The 17,897-nt window shown below is 53.5% G+C and carries 16 protein-coding genes and 1 tRNA gene; 5 read left to right on the forward strand and 12 right to left on the reverse strand.

Annotated features, from left to right (window positions below; translation table 11 throughout):
* Positions 1–20 precede the first annotated feature (20 nt).
* The 9 genes from OR1_RS21115 to OR1_RS17660 are packed head-to-tail and all read right to left on the reverse strand — an operon-like array spanning position 21 to position 9,239.
* A complete protein-coding gene (locus OR1_RS21115) occupies positions 21–926 on the reverse strand; it encodes an SPASM domain-containing protein (RefSeq protein ID WP_052440607.1) in 906 nt (301 codons plus the stop codon).
* Positions 927–929: 3 nt separating this feature from the next.
* Positions 930–1,961 (reverse strand): GeoRSP system radical SAM/SPASM protein, encoded by a 1,032-nt coding sequence (locus OR1_RS17625; protein ID WP_041973730.1) that lies wholly within the window; start codon positions 1,959–1,961, stop codon positions 930–932.
* Entirely contained in the window at positions 1,954–2,268 is a 315-nt protein-coding gene (locus tag OR1_RS17630) for a GeoRSP system PqqD family peptide chaperone (protein ID WP_041973733.1), read from the reverse strand. The genes OR1_RS17625 and OR1_RS17630 overlap by 8 nt, the downstream gene beginning before the upstream one ends.
* A 3-nt stretch (positions 2,269–2,271) precedes the next feature.
* Positions 2,272–2,592 carry a cupin domain-containing protein gene (locus tag OR1_RS17635; RefSeq protein WP_041973736.1) on the reverse strand — a complete coding sequence of 107 codons (321 nt, stop codon included), beginning with the start codon at positions 2,590–2,592 and terminating at the stop codon, positions 2,272–2,274.
* A gap of 36 nt (positions 2,593–2,628) precedes the next feature.
* Positions 2,629–4,506 (reverse strand): permease, encoded by a 1,878-nt coding sequence (locus OR1_RS17640; protein WP_152609957.1) that lies wholly within the window; start codon positions 4,504–4,506, stop codon positions 2,629–2,631.
* An 11-nt stretch (positions 4,507–4,517) separates the two neighbouring features.
* Positions 4,518–5,417 carry a hypothetical protein gene (locus OR1_RS17645; RefSeq protein WP_041973739.1) on the reverse strand — a complete coding sequence of 300 codons (900 nt, stop codon included), beginning with the start codon at positions 5,415–5,417 and terminating at the stop codon, positions 4,518–4,520.
* 11 nt (positions 5,418–5,428) lie between these two features.
* Positions 5,429–5,989 carry a glycine betaine ABC transporter substrate-binding protein gene (locus tag OR1_RS17650; RefSeq protein ID WP_041973740.1) on the reverse strand — a complete coding sequence of 187 codons (561 nt, stop codon included), beginning with the start codon at positions 5,987–5,989 and terminating at the stop codon, positions 5,429–5,431.
* Between the two features lie 39 nt (positions 5,990–6,028).
* The gene (locus tag OR1_RS17655; RefSeq protein ID WP_052440610.1) at positions 6,029–6,775 is read right to left on the reverse strand and encodes a carboxypeptidase regulatory-like domain-containing protein; all 747 of its coding nucleotides are present in this window, start codon (positions 6,773–6,775) and stop codon (positions 6,029–6,031) included.
* Positions 6,776–6,779: 4 nt separating this feature from the next.
* Positions 6,780–9,239 carry a right-handed parallel beta-helix repeat-containing protein gene (locus OR1_RS17660; RefSeq protein WP_041973768.1) on the reverse strand — a complete coding sequence of 820 codons (2,460 nt, stop codon included), beginning with the start codon at positions 9,237–9,239 and terminating at the stop codon, positions 6,780–6,782.
* A gap of 325 nt (positions 9,240–9,564) precedes the next feature.
* Between OR1_RS17660 and OR1_RS17665 the strand changes: the two genes are divergently transcribed.
* From OR1_RS17665 to yedE, 3 genes are all read left to right on the forward strand, one after another.
* Positions 9,565–10,419, forward strand: coding sequence for a phosphate/phosphite/phosphonate ABC transporter substrate-binding protein (locus tag OR1_RS17665; protein WP_237754342.1), 855 nt, complete (start codon positions 9,565–9,567; stop codon positions 10,417–10,419).
* Positions 10,420–10,534: 115 nt separating this feature from the next.
* Positions 10,535–10,945 (forward strand): hypothetical protein, encoded by a 411-nt coding sequence (locus OR1_RS17670; protein ID WP_152609958.1) that lies wholly within the window; start codon positions 10,535–10,537, stop codon positions 10,943–10,945.
* A 2-nt stretch (positions 10,946–10,947) separates the two neighbouring features.
* Positions 10,948–12,006, forward strand: coding sequence for a YedE family putative selenium transporter (gene yedE, locus OR1_RS17675; protein ID WP_041973746.1), 1,059 nt, complete (start codon positions 10,948–10,950; stop codon positions 12,004–12,006).
* A gap of 54 nt (positions 12,007–12,060) precedes the next feature.
* On the opposite strand, the gene OR1_RS17680 is transcribed toward yedE, so the two are convergent.
* Positions 12,061–12,136, reverse strand: a tRNA-Lys gene (locus OR1_RS17680).
* A 1,101-nt stretch (positions 12,137–13,237) separates the two neighbouring features.
* On the opposite strand from OR1_RS17680, the gene OR1_RS17685 reads away from it, so the two are divergent.
* The gene (locus OR1_RS17685; RefSeq protein ID WP_041973748.1) at positions 13,238–15,016 is read left to right on the forward strand and encodes a DUF927 domain-containing protein; all 1,779 of its coding nucleotides are present in this window, start codon (positions 13,238–13,240) and stop codon (positions 15,014–15,016) included.
* A 48-nt stretch (positions 15,017–15,064) separates the two neighbouring features.
* A complete protein-coding gene (locus OR1_RS17690; protein WP_041973750.1) occupies positions 15,065–15,409 on the forward strand; it encodes a hypothetical protein in 345 nt (114 codons plus the stop codon).
* Between the two features lie 284 nt (positions 15,410–15,693).
* Here the strand turns inward: OR1_RS17690 and OR1_RS17695 are convergent, their stop codons facing one another.
* Together OR1_RS17695 and OR1_RS22905 are read right to left on the reverse strand one after the other, a co-directional pair.
* A complete protein-coding gene (locus tag OR1_RS17695) occupies positions 15,694–17,475 on the reverse strand; it encodes an N-6 DNA methylase (protein ID WP_041973751.1) in 1,782 nt (593 codons plus the stop codon).
* A 13-nt stretch (positions 17,476–17,488) separates the two neighbouring features.
* A partial coding sequence (locus OR1_RS22905) for a hypothetical protein (RefSeq protein ID WP_237754343.1) occupies positions 17,489–17,897 on the reverse strand: 409 nt, incomplete at its 5' end.

The following is a 17,897-nucleotide window of genomic DNA, read 5'->3' on the forward strand; positions in this document are numbered from 1 at the left end:
CCGGAAAACCATGGCTTCTTTTAAAGGGGCAAAGTATCAGGCATACCCTCGGAAGGCGCTCCGGTACTGATCCCGCAACCCGGATCCGAGGCGTCCAGGGTTCCTTGAGCAAACAGCCCGCGGCCCCGGCAACCACCACGGCAGTCATCGGCGGCAAAGCAATCCGCGCAAACAGCAGGACGGGAAAGAATGCCCGCCCGCAACTCCTTCTTGATGCGGGAAGCAACTATATCACGATAAGCGGTTACCTGAAGATTCCCCAATATCGCCGGCATTGCGGGACAGGGGTAGACATCGCCGTTGGGGGCTATTGCTAGCATGGTGTTGCCCGCCTGGCAAACGCCATCAGGGAAGGGCGTTCCGGGATGAACCACCCGCCAGAGAAAGGGGTCGTTAGCCGTCACGGTAAGTTTTCCCGCAAACCGGACCGCAGCAATCTTCCCGGCAAGCGCTTCCCGTTCGCCAACACTCAGGCAAAGCGGGTCATCACCGCTAACCAGCCTTTCCATGGGGAGCTGGAGTTCCGCGATACCATTATCGATACACCCGGCAATGATGTCAGGGATCATGAGAAAATTGGAACGCGATGTCCGGAACGAAACGCCGTTGATCCCGGCACTGCCAAAATCTGCCAATTCCTCCGGCGCCCGGATATCGGCATAAACCTTTTTCACGCCGCTATGCTTTAAAGGCAATGCTTCAGCAAGCGCAGCATGTGAGGCAGTGAGGAATAAAAAGAGCGGTGACCGGGACAGTCGTGCAACAACATCCAGAGTCTCGGCGCTGAGACCGGTCCCAAGATCGGTGATATGAAGGGTCAATGCCCGGCTGTCGGAAAGTTCGGAACAGATTCGCTCGTAATCCGGGAGTGGGCAGGGAAGAGGGGTGATATCCCAATAGAGCCTGATCGGAGAACGGAGTTCCACAAATCACTCTTCCCAGCAATGCGGATCAGGATTGTTGAAATCACCGGTTACGGCCAGAGCCCTGGCGCTGCAGCCACCGAGGCATTCATCATAGGAGCTGCACGATGCGCATTTGCCGGTCGGCTCCTTGTGCCGGAGCCGGTCCAGCACCTGGGATTCGCGCCAGATTACCGCCAAGTCGTCCCGAACGATATTCCCGATTACGATCGGGATAAAACCGCAAGGGGTGATGTCGCCGTTGCTCTTGATGTTTAGCGAGAGCTTGCCGCAGACGCTTCCCTTAACAATAGAACCTGCCCCGCCCTTGAGACCGAGCGAAGCAATGATCGGGTCGTCGAACGAGATGTCGATCCCGGCGCCGTTTTCTTTCGCAGCAAGGGCTTTTCGGTAAAAAACCCGCCACTCCTGGGGCGACAGGTCCAGCTCGTCGCGGTTGGCCATCCCCAGCCCGGAACATTTGAAGTTATGGAAGTTTATCTGCTGGGCGCCGTGAACTCGGGCAAAAGAGATCAGGTCGTCAACGTCCATATGATTGATCTTGCAGATGACCGTGGAGATGGAAGTCCTTATGCCGGCATCCGCAAGGTGACCGAGAGCGGCACAAGCCCGTTCATGGCTGCCCGGAACCCCACGAAAACTGTCGTGTCGCTCGGAGACATGACTGTCGATGCTGATGCCGATCTTGGCAAAGCCTGCCGTCTTTAAAGCAACCGCAGTTTCGCGGTCAATCAGATAACCGTTACTATTCATCGAGACCTGCAGCCCACTCTGCGCTGCACAGGCAGCGACCTCCTTCAGATCGGAACGGAGCAAAGGCTCGCCGCCGCCGAAATTGACCGCTAGAACCCCCATATCGGCGACCTTGGCCATGGCAGCACAAAGCGACTCGAGGTCCAGTTCATCATTGCCATCAACACGGCTGTAACAGTGCTTGCATTTGAAATTACAGCTGTTGTTGAGCGCCCAGTTGATGGTGAGTGGCGCCTTTATTATCCAGGCGGGAGCCCCACCTCCAACCTTCACTTCTTCACTCATAAGCGATGAAACCTTTCTCTGCCAATTCGGCCAGGAAGCCGGAAACGTCTTCCCGCAAAATAGCCTCTTCTACGTCGAATTCTGCCAGGAGCTCAGCCGTCAGTTCTGCAACACTTTTCTTGTCGCACCGCTTCCATATCTCGGTGCCGAGCAGGTTCAACACAACCATCTGGCCATTGGCAAATAGAAGAGATGTGCCGACCTCACTCACATCATCACCCTGCTCCAGGGCAGCCTGTGCCTCGTCACGGGCGTCATCCTCCTCGCGCCATAGGACATCTGGGTTGCGCATTATTCTGGCGGCCATCAATCAGTCACCCTGGGCAGTTATCGAGGCGATTACCAGGTTTTCCTGTGACGAGTTCCGGATGCCATGGTCTTCGAAAGCAGGGACAACAACTATCTGCCCGACCTCAATGGTCCGGGTCTCTTTTCCGGAAACAAGTTCGCCTTTCCCTTCGATGACCGTCCAGATATGGCTGCCATGATGGGTATGCGTTATGACCTCCTGGCCCGGCTTCATGCAAAGAAGGCTGATCCTGGAGTGATCATCCGACCAAATCGTCTCCTGATGACGCTTTTCATCGCTGAATTTCTTCAATTCCCGTGCATCCAATACCTGAGTTTTCATTCTCCATCCCCCTTATTATTTAATATAGTGCTGATATTATGCCTTGTGGACAATCTTTAAAAACCTGCCCAAAACCTCTGACGCGTTTGCAAACAACCGAGAACTCATCCCAACGGAGAGTTCCCCGTTGTTATCATTGACGCCTGAAAAGCTAACGCCGTATCGGGACGAAAGCCGGTTTACCCCGGTAAGGGATCCTGAAACCGGAGCCGCAGCGCCGGCAATCACCAGCATCCCTTTCCCATCGCCGTTAAACTGCGTGACCGTTTTGATCTCAGCGTCCGTCAGACTCGACTCGCCGCCAAACAGGAGCCACAACTGTCCATAATCGGCAAGAAAGGCAGCGGTTATTTTCGGTGATTCGGTCTTTCGGACAATCTTTACCTTGAAACCGGCTTGGGTAAGCTCGGCGATGGTATTTCTGCTCAGAATCTCATTCGTTCCGGAAGAGGCATCATAAATAAGAATGCCGGTATTAGCCTGGGCATTACCACTATCCTGCAGCCATCTGGCAACATTCGCTACGTATCTCCTGTTATCGTGCATATCTGCCGCGCCGGCCCAAAAACGTTCATATCCGGCATCAAATACAACTCCGCCCTGACCGTCAAGTTCGTTACGGAATGTGGCAATGAGTCCTTTTCCGCCCGGATCCATAACCATTCGCACATTGTTGTCCTGCTTTGTCACTACCGCAGATTTGCCGCCTGACAACCGACTGACGCCGCGCAACAGTTCATTGCCGGTATCTACGCCCGGCACGAAAACAAACGCCTGAAACGCGTAGGAAATGATTATTGTGCCGGCCAGGCAGACAAACAGGTACAGCACGAAGACCCGCTTCTTGAAAATCGTCCAGAACATGATCATCGTGGGGACGGCAGTTACCGGTCCACCGACCATGAAGGCCAGGGCCGCGCCACCATCTAGGGTACCGCTCAGCGAACCCTTGATATGGGAAAGAATACTCGATGCGCTGACCTGATGCAGAAACATCGGCACAGATCCCAGGGTCACCCAGAGGATATTCAGCGGGTCTCTCTGGCCGAAAAAGCGATAGATCCAGTCCCCGGGCATATATCTTTCAACCACGGCACCTATTGCCACTCCGACTATAATATACTTCCCCACCATCCAGAGCATTTCTGACGACTTTGCCAGGAAGATCAGGAACTTGTTATCAGTCCGGACCGCCACCCGGTTGCCGAAATTCCGGCGGCAGTTGCACTTGAACCGCTCATCGGGATAATCCTCGTCATGAAAATCACCCCTGGTTATCGCGCCGTCGATAAAAAGATTTTTGGTCTCAAACCCATGTCTGCTCAAATAATGGGTGATAAGTCCGGCAAAGATTCCCATGGAATATGCCGCAACAGTCCTGATCACGGTCCATTCGGGACCAAGGTCATTCAAGGTCAGAAGATAAGTGGAGGGGCTCAGCAACGGAGAAGTCACCATAAGTGCCATAACCGGAGCAAGAGGCAGCCCTGCAAAAATAAGACTGATGGCCGTAGTCAGTGTGCCGCACGCGCAAAGCGGAGTTATTATTCCGACGAACGATGCCAGGAATACACTGGCAACACCGTATTTCCTCAGGGTTGCCTGAAGTTTTACCGCTATCTTGTAGGTGCGAAGGTACCCTGCAAGCAGGATTCCCACGACAAAATACGGAAAGACTTCCCACAGCTCGGCAACTATCCCCTTTTTATTGAAGAGCAGATCCCATATTTCTCCCCCGACCAGGACCGGGAACGAGCTCTCTACCGGTGCGACTTTTGCCTGATGCCCTGTGGGGCCATAAGCCCAGACATGCCATATGATTAACGTAAGAGAGGCCGCTATCATGACCAGCAGCATCCTGTTGGCCGTTCTGGACTGACCGCCATGGACCTGGCAGGTTTCTTCCTGTTTCATAGCAAACAGCTTCAATGCCAAACCTTTCTGCGTGCAAACGCAAACAAGCCACCCAGAGATGTCACAATCATACCGGCAAAAACAAGAGGCATGCCGGGATCCTTTACTATCTGGATTCCTGCATATTGCCTTCCGGAAGGATCAAACGCAACCTGGGTATGGAAAAACGAAAGCCCGTTCCAGTGCATAGGGGCATTGACCTCACTTGACCCCTCAGCCAATGTCCGGCCATTGCTGGACAGGCTCAAATCCACCCACATCCGCTTAAGCACAGGCTCTTGATAGGCAACCAGTTTGAAACTGTACGGGAAATCGGGCGGCAGAGCCGCAACACCATCGGTATCAGCCGATCCAATTTTTTCGCCATTTCTGAATACTGTCAGGCTAAGCTTCTCTGACTTCGGCTCAAGACGGTCCGCCCGAACCCTGAACTGGCCTAACTGGAAAGATTCGCCGGTCTTCAGGATGAAGAGCTCCTTTTTTTCCGTGCCATGCATAATACCGACCTTGACCGGCACTGGGTAAAAATCGGTATTGATCCGCTTTATAATCATAGAGAACCCGAGCGGCACATCTTTTTCTATATCCCACCGGAAAAAGGTGTCAATCTTATCACCTTCATAAGCATTAACTGTGGCGACATACCCGAGCCAGCTCACCATTCCGCCGATCAAGGTAATAACGACGCCGGAATGAATAACAAGGACATGCCACTTGAGGCTTTTCCTTTTTTGGAGAGTACAGGCAAGAGTGGAAAAACCGAGCAGACCGACCAGCGTTCTAAAAACAGGGTGGTGATAAACGACCTCAAGCCCGGGCAGGGTTCCGAGAAGCGCCAGCACCGAAAGGACCCCGAACAGGGCAAGCGCAAACCGTGTGGATGTCAGGAGGCTCCAGAATCGTTCGAACATGAGAGGGCAGGCTATATCAGCCGTTTTGCCTTAAGAAAGTCCCGTGCCACCTTCTTTGGCTTTTCATCCGACTTTGCAGACTTGACCAGCTTGTTGTAAGCATCCTCGGTAAGTATCCCGGAAAGCTTGTTGAGAAGCTTCGGGAGTGCGGGGAGGGAACTCAGGGTGTCAGTCGACAGCACCGGAGCATAAGGGGGGCTTCCGCCTAACGAATCAAGCCAGACCATATTCAGCGTTTTCTGGTATTCACGCCGCAGGGTCTCCTGGGCAGTCCTGGAGTTGTTATCGCGCGGTTTGCCGATCATGTCAAAGGCCCGGTCGCGGTTTTCGATTAAAAGCCCGATTTCACCTTTTCTTGCGGCAGCGTAAACCGCTTTCGCATCCTTGAAAGAAACTATTTTAACAGATGTCCCGGTTCTCTCGGTAACGAGAACAGCCACCATTTCTGCGATGAGCTGTTCTGTTGGAGAGTTGGCAATGCCAATGTACAGAACCTTACCGACACAGGCTGTTGCTTGAGTGGAAAAAGAAAGCAACATGGCCAGGACAAGCATTAAAACTATTCTCTTCATACAAAACTTCTCTCTTTCTTGAGCCAGAAAGTTATCTGGCTATTCGTCATCCAGAGAAATGCCATCTGCATTTATTTTGACGGCTTCGACTGTTGAATCAGCCTCCATTTTAATGACTTGCAAATTTAAAGCAACATTTTTCTGGTCTGCGGAAATTGTCAGCCTCTCTAAATGCCCTTCTGATACGGGTGGAGGGAAAGCCGTCGCCGCCATCACCAGATATTTCCCCGGCGGCAGATGCAGGGAATACTCCCCGTTTTGCTCAGTCCATGCCGAGATCAGATCCGGAAGCCTTTCGCTCAGGGGTTCATTCCATACATATACGCTTGCCAACGCAAGCGGCTGCCCGTTTTGATCGGTAACTCTCCCCTCTAAACGAGACAGTGATTTTTGGCTCTTTTCCTTCGCTCTCGACAACTCCTGAATATCCGCCACCGTGAATGAAATATCTTGGGCCTTTTCCGAGAGGTCTATCTCCAAAGGCTCGCCCGAGTGTAGATCGCCTGCGAGCAGAGGGCCATATTTATCGCTGTGGCGTACACGCGCCACCCCCCAGTAAACTGCAGACGGCACCTTCATGACAAACCTGCCGTCCGGTCCCGTTTTGGCTGAGATGTAGTCCGCTGGGCGCTTCGTCTTGACCGAGTCGTACAGAAACAGCTCTGCCCCGGCAACCGGCTTTCCCGATTCATCAACAATAGTTCCCTGCAATTGGCCGGTTGCGCCCCAAGCGGCTCCTGACATACAAAACTGAATCGCGACAAACAGGAAAAAGAACTTACCCATCCAGTTACTCCTTTACAGCTGCAATCGGCTTCGTTGTCAGCGCCGGCTCATATTTGACAAATCCGATGCCGGCTTCCTGGCGGGCATCGAAAATGAATTTTCCGGGATCAGCCTCACCCCACCAGTTATTGGCTGCTTTGACATCCTCATCGTTAAAGTCTCCTATCCGAATTGCGTAACTTCCATTTGCGGATAGGTCGTTATTGCGAATATCCAGCCCGCTCCCCTTTTCACGGACAAAAATCCCTATTTCATTGCCGGTTATCTCATTGCCGGCAATCAACGCCACCCCACGATACGATCGGATGCCGATTTCATTACCCTTGAACTGCGATCGGGTGATGGTCAAAGGACCGCTACGGAAACGAATGCCGCCATTGTTAGTTTCAAAACGGCTGTCCGCAACAACAAGATTGGTGAAATGACTGTGCAAAGCCCACGAAGCCCCCCTGAAATCACAATTTTCGACAACGCTGTCGGCCGCACGCTCAAGCAGTATCTCCCCCCAGAATCCGGGCCGGACCGGCTCTGCGGATGTAAAGGAGATACGGCGGCCAGGCTCCCCTTTTGCCCGCAATTTACCTCTGACAAGAATACTGGCATCTGCCCCGAGAAAGACCTTGGTGCCGGGAGCAATATCAAGCGTCACTCCGGAGGGCACAGTAACAGAGCCGGTTGATATGGCTCCGCGCCAGACAACGTCGACCGGGATATCGGCAATCGGCCAGACAATAGGGAGCGGGGTCTCGCTTGGCCCTCGTGTATCAACCTTGCCGCGCCCGGCGATATCAGCGCCGTCAAAGACAACCTTGTCAGGACGCTCGCCTCCCCACCAGTTGCCCGGTGCCGTAACATCCGCAGAAGACTCAAGATCGATGGCATAGAGGCCGTTTGCCGAGAAGTTGTTGGCGGTAATGACGCCGTCAAACGATATGATGCCTATCCCGCGCTCTCTATTGTCGGTGAACGAGTTATCCCTGATAAGCGCCCGCACTTCCTGGAGGCTGATCCCGTTCCCGCCGTTTCCCGAAAAATAATTATTGCTGATCTCAAGGTTGTCGATATTTTTGAGTGAAAACCCGAGTTCGGCATTATCCGATACCAGATTCGACGTGTACTTGCCGTAGTTGGTATCCTGGGCCATAAGACCGTAGCGGTTGCCATCAAAGACATTTCCCCGGATAGACACCCCGGAATCCCGTATTCTCAAGCCATCGATGGCATTGCCGGAAAACCGATTACCACTAACAGTCACAGCGGCCCGGAAAATATTTACCCCTCTGAGATTTTTCTGTACCAGATTGCCGGCAAACAGGATATCCGAATCTCTCCCCTGAACTGCACTTTTGTTGCCATAGAACCGGTTGTTGAGAATCTCTACCTGGGACTCCTGGAACTGTATCCCGCGATAACTGTTTCTGAATACGGACCGGCTAACCTTGACATTGGAAAAATGAAAGTGTACCCCCCGATAGGCATCTTCAATCTGGCAGTATTCAATCAGGTTCTGCACGCCATCGCTGTTCATCAGATTGATCGAATCCCAGTCCCCAATGGTAGGTTTTTTTTCGGCAGACCGGAAAAAGATCGGCTCCTGCCTGGTCCCCTTGGCAATCAAAACGCCTTGTATCAGCAAGCCGTTTTCGCCAATGCCATCGCCATTGGTATCACGCCGGTGGAACTCAACAATGGTTCCGGGCATGATTACCAGTCTCGAAGCTTCCGGCACCCTGACCTGACCATTGATCTCGACCCGCCCTCTCCAGACCGTCTCCCCTTTAAGAACCTCATCCTTATAGACCCTGGTTATTGACTGCCCTTGCTTTGGCAAGTACAGGTCAAAGGATGAAGCAGCTTCACCGCCAGCCCATTCAAATCGATCGCGCTTCGCGTTCGCGGCAACAGAAGATCCGTTGGCAATTATCTCAGCTCCGCCGATCGACACCTGGCCATAGTCGTTTTCCCGGATAACGGTGCCATCCATCCGTACACGGCTCCCTTTGCCCTGGGCCACCAGCCCGTAACGATTCTTGTTCAGCACTGTTCGGTTAAGCACGACAGTCCCGGCAAACAGCTGGACGGCATTCTCAGCATGCCGCACAGTACAATGATTCATCGATGCGGACCCGCCATCGATGAGCACCCCGCCCCAACTTCCAGCAGTTCCGTTTTCTCCGAACAATTCGACCGGTGCCGCCTCAGTCCCTTCGATGCGAAGCGTCCCTCTGATCGTCAATTCCGTGAGTGGGGAAATATATTCCGGGTCGGTTTTTGTGCTCTCTGCCTGAGAAAACCTGACCTTTGTGCCCGGCTGCACAGTAAGCACTACCCCTTTGGGCACCACAATATCGTCATACACATTGATATCGCCACTCCAAACCGTGTCCTCCGTCAGCACCTGCGCCCGCGCAGAGTTGACGGCAAATACTCCGAGCAATGCCACCACGAAAGACAGTAACCTCATCCAGACCCGCAGAACTTTCAACACAACCCTCCAATAAACAGTAGGATTCGAGTGGCGCTTCATGACGATAACTCAGTGTTACAACAAAGTGGCCGCATTTGCACGAAGCTATGTAAGAAATTTTGTGACAATCCCAATAACAGAGCCGAAAACGTATTGTACATCAATAATCCAGCCCCCTCAAGCCGGAGGAGCAGGCTGCTTTCAACTCTTCAAATTTCTTCCAATAAGCAATCCGGTTTGCTATACTCTCGCAATGCGAAAAATAACATACTCCTTCCTTAGCCATATTCCTGTATTTATTTTACTTTCACTGGCAGTTCTCATGTGTGCCTCCTGCGAAAACGCCAAAGGGCGGCCGACTTACAAAATCGGTTACATGAACTGCAACAACACTGAGGAAACTCTGAAAAGATTCCTCCCCCTTACCCGTTATCTCTCGGACAAGGTCGGCGTGAATTTTGTTGCCGTGCCGGTGGATACCCACGAATTCGAGACTCGTTTCAAATCTGGCGAATTTGCCATAACCCACACCAATTCTCTTCTTTATGTAGTTCTCAAAGAACGCTATGGGGTTAATCTCATCGCTACGGAAAAACGGGGCCAGTTTGGCAGCAGAACAGCCGGATCCTTGATCGCAAAAAAGGGGAGCGGCATCAACAAAATCTCCGACCTGAAGGGGAAACGCCTTGCTTTTGGGCCAATGCTTGCCCCGACCGGCTACCTGGCTGAGTATGATCTCATGCTGAGCGGCGGGATCAATCCCGAGTCGGATCTGGCTCATTATACGATCCCCACTGGCTCCCATAAACACGAAAAGGTCATTTACGGGGTGCTTTTCGGCCAGTATGACGCTGCAGCCGCACCGGTCCTGGATCTGGAAGTCATGACCAGGGACGGGAAAATTTCTCCCGATGATTTCGTGGTCATAGCCCAAGGCCCGCTAATCCCGTATTGCACCTTTGCCGCGCCCAAAGGAACCGATCCCGAACTGACCAAAAAAGTCCGCGATGCACTAATGGCCCTTAAACCTACGGATACTGCAGAAGTCGACGGCGAACGCGTCAAGGTAATGAAGTCGTCCTGGATCGATGGTTACGAAATTCTGCCCGATTCCGAGTATGATGGCATACGTAATATGGCAAAACGGGTCAACATGCCTCCCTATCAAAAATTCTGACGAAATGACTCACGACAACCTGGATAGATCCCTTTGGATCGTATTAATAGCGGTTGTTGCCGCGACGTTGGCGCTCTCATTCCTGCCGGCCAGCAACCAATCGGCTGAGACCCAGATGACAGGCGGGAGAGCTAATGACCAGAAACTCCTCCGTGAAGCTCGCATTTTAATCATCCAGAGACGTTATGAGCCGGTAGAAACCCTTATCAAATTGGGCCAGAATCAACAGGCATTGCTCAAACTGGAAGAAATATCCAGATCCTATCCTGCCGACCCGCACGCATACATCCTCCGTGGCGAACTTCTCTCCGCTATGGGAGCGCCTGCCGAAGCCGCTTCAAGTTTTGCTCAAGGGGTAAAGCTTGAAGGTGGCTATGTTGACAAAAACAGCCCACTGTCAAAAAGAGCCGCAATAAGTCGCCTCGTGGAGGCCGAGCTTTCAAAGCCAAACCCTGGCAGCTCTCCACAGTCGCGCATCAACGATATTCGCTACCTCCAGAGCCGTTTGGCAGGGGGGTGCGAGTAACGATGAGCCGCCACAGTTGGATAATCATAATCACAGGGATCTCAATGGGTTTGTTGGGTGTCCTTCTTTCTGTGTGGGGGAACCCTGAAAACTCCGGGATCTGCATTTCCTGTTTCATGGAAAACAGTGCCGGCGCACTTGGCCTTCACGGAAATGCCCGCTTGCAGTATCTCCGCCCCGAGCTTCCCGGTTTTGTCCTCGGTGCCGTTTTAAGCGCATTTGCAGCAGGGGAGTTCAGGCCACGGGGAGGAAACGCTCCGGTTCTGCGACTTTTTTCCGGCCTATTCCTGATAGTCGGCTGCGCAATTTTCGTCGGCTGTCCGATAAAAATGCTGCTACGGCTGTGCGCAGGGGATCTTACAGCTCTTATCGCTGCTGCGGGGCTTGTTTCAGGGGTCTGGATCGGGCTTCAGCTTCTTGCCCGAGGAGTCGACCTGGGGCCACAACAGGAAACCAATTCCGTCAACGGTTTCCTGATTCCACTTCTGTTCGTGCTTCTGTTCATCTTTGTCATTATCCCGCCACCTTTTGTCATTGCCTCTACGGAGGGAAGTTCGTCCCGGCACGCGCCAGTCTTTATCTCTCTGGCTTCCGGACTTTTCATCGGGGCCATTGCCCAGCGAAGCCGTTTCTGTATTACGGGAAGCCTTCGTGACATAATCCTCATGGGAAAAAGAGCTCCTCAACTCGCCGGATTTGCCGCCTTTGCCGTTTCCGCCATTATTGTCAGCATTGCAACCGGCGGCATGCGGGTTTCCCTTTACGGGCAACCTGGTGCCCACCTTGAACATTTCTGGAGCTTTCTGGGGATGTTGCTGGTCGGGTGGATATCAGTCATGATCGGTGGGTGTCCATTTCGTCAGCTTGTCAAAGCAGGCGAAGGGGATGCCGATGCCGGGATGGCGGTCGCCGGAATGTTTCTGGGCGGCGCATTGGTGCAATCATGGGGAATTGCTGCAACTGCTGCAGGTGTGCCGAATTCCGGCAAGGTCGCCGCACTTGCTGGGATTGCCTTTGCTCTTCTCGTATCTCTCTTCTTCAGAAATCGCTCGACAAACTGATCATATACTAAATTAAAAAAAGGTGCCTGGCTGCATGCCAAGCACCTTTGTTATTGGTGGACCAGGTAGGGTTCGAACCTACGACCTGACGATTAAGAGTCGCCTGCTCTACCAGCTGAGCTACTAGTCCAAAGAGTAAAGAATAAAAAGGGGATTAGGCTTATACCCAATCCCCTGAATTTATGGTGAGCCGCGTTGGGGTCGAACCAACGACCACCTGATTAAAAGTCGTTAGAATGACATATCTTGTCCGCAGCTTTTGCAATTTATATCAAGCAGATACAAGAGTAAAGGCTTTTTTCGCAGAAGTTGTTTTACCCGAAAACCATATAGTTTCCAATGGTTATAGCGATGAACAGGAAAGTTCGCTCATCACCTATACTTTTCAATGCGTTAGTCAAACCCCTTTCGATCCACCTGCCCTCACTGGACCGTAGATGGACCGAAGCTTTTTTGTCGGTCCGGCGACAGACCCTATCGCACCGCACCACTCCTTGAACAGGTGCTATCACGCAAGATACAGGAAAGCCGGAAAGGTGGGAATCAGCCGGGGTAATCTGCCGCGCCACCAGCGCGGATTCGTGCCGGGGTCGAAGCTGGCTCCAGGAGGGAGCCAGCTCGTCCTAGGGCGGAAAATCGGGGGGACCGAACCCGGAATCGGGACGGGCCACTGGGCGGGTACTCCGGGTGCCCACCGGGTCTGACCTCGGGCCGAACTGCTGGCGGAAGCCCGTGGGCTGACGCCCCGCTGTGCGTTCCGACAGGCAGCCCGGAGGGCTTCCAGCTCCCCCCACCGGCTCTGGCGGGACAGCAGGCCGGAACCACACGACTTATTGCCCACGCTCGCTCTACCCCACGCCCCACATCACCCTACTGCAGATGGCAAAGAGTTCAAGGCGCGGTATCCTTCACGCAGCAGCCGTTGCAGAAACAGGACCATTTCTTCTTGTGATTTGAAGCGACCCTACGGCAGCCCCGAAGCAAGATAAAAGCTTTCTCACATTTTCCTGCACTTTTCATAGAACTATATATGTAGGGGCAATTTTTGTCCCTTAAATCCTAAACCCGCCATGGCTTTTCGTCATGTGCGGGTTTTTCATTTGGAGGTGCAGGATGACGAAAATCGACTCCAGCTGAGAGACGCAAGGTTACTGCCTTTACTCATTGCAGCGAATTTCCCTGGCGGCGGCGTCAGCAGCGCCGCTACCAGTCACACAAAAAAGGAGAAGTTATGTCACAAGAAACATCAAAAAGGAAGCTACCAGGTGGTTTCTTTGCCTACGATGATGGCGACCTGACCACCCTCGACAAATCCGGAGGCGAGATCATAGTCGTCGAGGGCGGGTATGTTCAAGCTGAGGCAATGAGCCATTTGGAGGGGTCTGTTGAGTGGTCTGTTCATCACTCCCACAAGGATTTCGACGGAAAAAAGCATTCCACGACTCACACTGTTGCCGACATGCACACGAGCCCAAAACAGGTTATCCGCAAGTTTCTAGCCCACGGGTTGCGACTGCTGCCGAACACAAGCAAAATTTTCATGTTCTTCCTGCTAAGTAACCTCCCATCGAAACGGTTCCTTCGGGTTCTCCGGACCGGGTGGCTCGAAAACAGCTGGATCTATATACAGCCACACTGGCAGGCCGGGGACTCCGGGGAGCCGATCCACCTGGAGATACAAGGCACATCGCCCACTATCGCAAGCATGACCTCGTCCGGAAGACTGAAGGAGTGGCAATGTAATGTCGCAGAACCACTTCGGGGAAATGCCCTTGCCATGTTTTGCTTAATCTTTTCCTTCCTCGGACCTCTGCTTAAGGTATTGGGGATGGATGGAGGGGGGGTGAACCTGATGGGAGGTTCCAGCGTCGGCAAGACTACCGGACTCCAGATCGCTGCCAGCACCTATGGCTGCGGTTGCAGCCCGGCTTCTGACTCTGGCAAATCCTATCTTCAGCAGTGGAACCTGACGAGCAATGCCATCGAGGGTATTGCTGCAGCTCACACAGATGCGCTCACGGCCCTCGACGAGGTCGGCCTTTATGCCGGAAACGACCTTGGCAGTGACCTTTATCTCCTCGCTGGCGGGCGCGGAAAGGGGGCAATGGACAGCCAGCGGCGGTTGAAGAATGTCAGTTCCTGGCGCGGGAATATAATCTCCAGCGGCGAAATGGGAATGGTCGAAGCCATAGAGCGAAAGGGCGGTAGGGCAAAGGCTGGTATGTTGGTTCGTCTGATCGACATCCCAATCACAAATATGTTCCCTAACCCGCCTAAAGGTATGACTTCCGGCGAATTCAGCGGCCTTATAAAGTCGCGGTGTGCAACCTACTACGGGACCGCAGGCCGCGCCTTCCTCAACTTTTTGGTGGCTCAGCTCCAGGATGATCCGGAGGAGGTTATAGCAGACCTCCGCGCTGCCCACGAGGAGTTTACGCGGGAAATGATTCCTGCTACCGCTACGCCCCTGCAGGAACGAGCGATTCGGCGGTTCGCCGCAGTCAGAATTGCCGGACATGCTGCCGTTGAGGCTAAGGTGCTGCCGTATACTATCGACGAGATTGACGAGTGTGTTGCGGAAGTGGTGGACACATGGCTCACATACCGGCCCACGGTCACTGACGTGCAGCGGTCTTTGGTCCAACTCCAGGACTTCCTCGTCCGCACCGGGGCATCGCTACCCACGTTCAGCGAAACACAAGCGGCGAATCCCAAGGGATTCCGCGACAGTTCTCGGCAGATCTTTGCGTTCACCGATTCACAGTTAGCAGCAGCTTGCACCTCCAGTAATATCATCGAGGTCGCCAAGGAGCTGCGTCGGCAGAAGTTCCTCTTCTGCAATGAAGGGGGCAGGTTGAAGGCGAAGTTGCGAATATCCAGCGGCCAAGAGACCCGGTTCTACTGCATCACTAAATCATTCCTTACCGCCGATCTTCAGAAGAATGATGCCGATGCCTCAGTGACCCTGGAATCCGGTTCCCATTGTGATGATGACGATGATGATATTTAACACCATTACCTCTGCACCTTGGACTGCAGAGAAAAAAGGAGAATACAGATGTCAGTAAAAATATACCGAAACACAACAAAGCCAGAGGTTATCGGCTCCTGCCCTCAATGCCACAGCGAAGTTTTGGACGGCAAACAAAAATATTACTGTACCAATCTTTTTAAAGGCAAGTGCCGCTTCTCGTTGAACAAGCACTACTTTAGACGCTGGGGCGAGATGCGTCCTCTGTCCAAAGCAGGGATGAGTCACCTTTTGCTCGGTCGCGGAATTAGACTGAAAAACCTTGTCACTGTTAGGAAGGGCCACATGTTTGATTGTTTGGGTTATCTTGCCTGGATTCCGCAGTTTAACCGCTGGGGGATTGAGTTCGAGGACATCTACTGGCACGACTGAGATCACCCCTAGTTCTCCCCCAGCTTCACTCTTGATGCCCTCGCGCCATAAGCGCGGGGGCTCTCTATATTCGCTTGGCTGACATGAACTATCACAACTGAAGATTCCCCCAGATCAGAAAAGGGAATTTGTGTCGGGAACGGGTGGCTCAGCGGGAAAACGGTGGGTGTCGCCGACAGTGTCGCCACCCCACACCCCACCTTACCCCACCGAAACGACGACGGGCAAGAGCTATCATGGCTCTTGCCCGTTTTTTGTATGCTCCCAGCCGACTTGCAGACAAGCTATCCCCGCAGCACCGCCAGCGCCTCAGCGATCTCCCGCCCCTTGGCCTCAATGAAGCCCAGCAGCTGTTCCGGGGTCCGCTTGTCCTCTTCTGCCTTGGCGTTGGGGTTGACCGCCTTCAGGTCGTAGACGGCGTTCTCGATCTCTTCCGCCTTGGCTGCCTGTTCCCTGGCTTCCTTGGCCAGTTCCGCCGCTTTCTGCAGTGCTTCGGTTATAGCCTTGTCGTCGGTCGGCTTGGCCTTCTTCAGCTCCTTGGCCTTATCGGACCAATGGGAGGCCTCTCGCTCCTTCTTGTTGGCCTGCTGCTTGTACGTTTCGGCCTCTTCGGTTGCCTTCTGCTTCCGGGCCACCATGTCGATGGTCCAGCTCTGCTCGCTGTCGCCGCATGTCGGCAGTAGCCGGAAGAACTCCTCGAACTTGTCCAGGGTCATCGGGGTCTTCTTGCCGACCTTGATGCCTGACAGATCGTAGTACCAGATCTTTTCAGTATGCTCGCCCTTCTTGAAGAAGAGCAGGTTGGTCTTGACGCCCGCGCCTGCCGCCGTGAACACACCGCCGGGGAGACTGACGATGCACCACAGGTTGTTCTCCTCCAGCAGCTTGCGCTTGGTCTGCACGAAAGCGGTTTCGTTGGTGCGGAACAGTACTCCCTCGTCCAGAACGATGCCACAGCGTCCACCGTCCTTCAGGTGGTCGATGATGTGCAGCAGGAACAGCACCTGGGTTGCGCCGGTCTTGTAGGCGAAGTTGGTCTGCGCCGCCTTCCCCTCCTTGCCGCCGAACGGTGGGTTGGTCAGCACCACGTCGAATTGTGCTGGAGCCGTGGCGAACAGGCCGTCGTAGACTGCCTCATTGGTCAAGGTGTTGCCATGCCATAGGTTCGGTTGGTCGATGCCATGCAGCACCAGGTTGGCAAGAGCGATAGGATAGGCGACGTCGTCTTTCTCCCTGCCGAAGAACGTACCGTGCTTGAGGGTGTCGATCTGTTCGGCCTTGGCTTCGGTTCCGAGTGCCGCCCGCATGTACTCGTAGCTCTGAGCCAGAAAACCGCCGGTGCCACAGCCGGGATCGTAGACGGTATCGCCCACCTGCGGATTGATGACCCGCACCATTGCCCGGATCACTTCGCGGGGGGTGAAGAACTGGCCGCCGTCATTCCCCTTCTCTCCCATCTTAAGCAGCAGCCCCTCGAATACCTGGGAAATGGTGAACACATGTGTGTCGTCCACACTCTCCACGCTGATGCCGTGTACCTTGTCCAGGATCTCGCAGAAGTTCCGCTCGGTGTCGATTCTGGTGCGCTCCACGCTGGACATGATCTCGCTGATGACCTTCTGACGGGGTGTGGCTCCCGGTTTCGTCTCCAGCTCTTTCAGGTACGGCAGCAGTTCGCCGTTAACGAAGCGGAAGAAGTCGCCGGAACTGCCGTCGGCGTGTTTTTCTTTTCGCTTCCAGCCTTGCTTGCGATTGCCGTCGTGGAACACGGTGACGGTTTCGTCGTATGGTGCCGCCCAGTCCTGCCAGCGGTATGGAGTTTCCAGAGATGGGCTGAACTCCAATCCCAGCGCCTCCATCTCTTCGCCCTCGCGGGTCTCATGGTCATCCAGGATGCGCAGAAACAGCATCCATGATAGTTCCGGGACGTACTGCATTGCACCCTGGCAGTTGGAACGACGCATGATGTCGCAGATGCCTTTGACAGCCTGGTTGACAGACTGCTGGGTGGCCAGGGTCTTGCCGTAGTTATCGCCGTTCTCGTTCTTTTTTCTTCCTCGTGCCATTTATATCCTCTTATCAACTCTCATTTCGCTGTAGTAATGAAGCAACTTCTTCTCGCGGTCTATAATCGCCAGGAAACGCGGTGTAAACAGGCAGAATTGGCAATCTTAGAGGGATATCTTTCCAATCATTGAATCTGTAATCCGCAAAATAGGAAATATCCACTAGTCTTGGGTCAGGTGGTGGGGAATCAATAGTCATTACATACCCTAAAGGGCACGACGCAATTTCGCTAAACAATTTATGCCCTACGCCAAACGTCATTAACCCAGATATTCCTGTTTGACGAAACCGGGGGGATGTATTCAGAAAAGTATAGATTCTGATCCGGGGGTGGAGGCCATTGTCCAAGCGGTTCAATACCAACCTCACCAAATCTTGATGGACTTCTTGAAACCGATCACCATTTGCACTGAAAAACATG

The organism is Geobacter sp. OR-1 (genome assembly GCF_000813145.1).
In the GTDB taxonomy this organism is placed as follows: domain Bacteria; phylum Desulfobacterota; class Desulfuromonadia; order Geobacterales; family DSM-12255; genus Geoanaerobacter.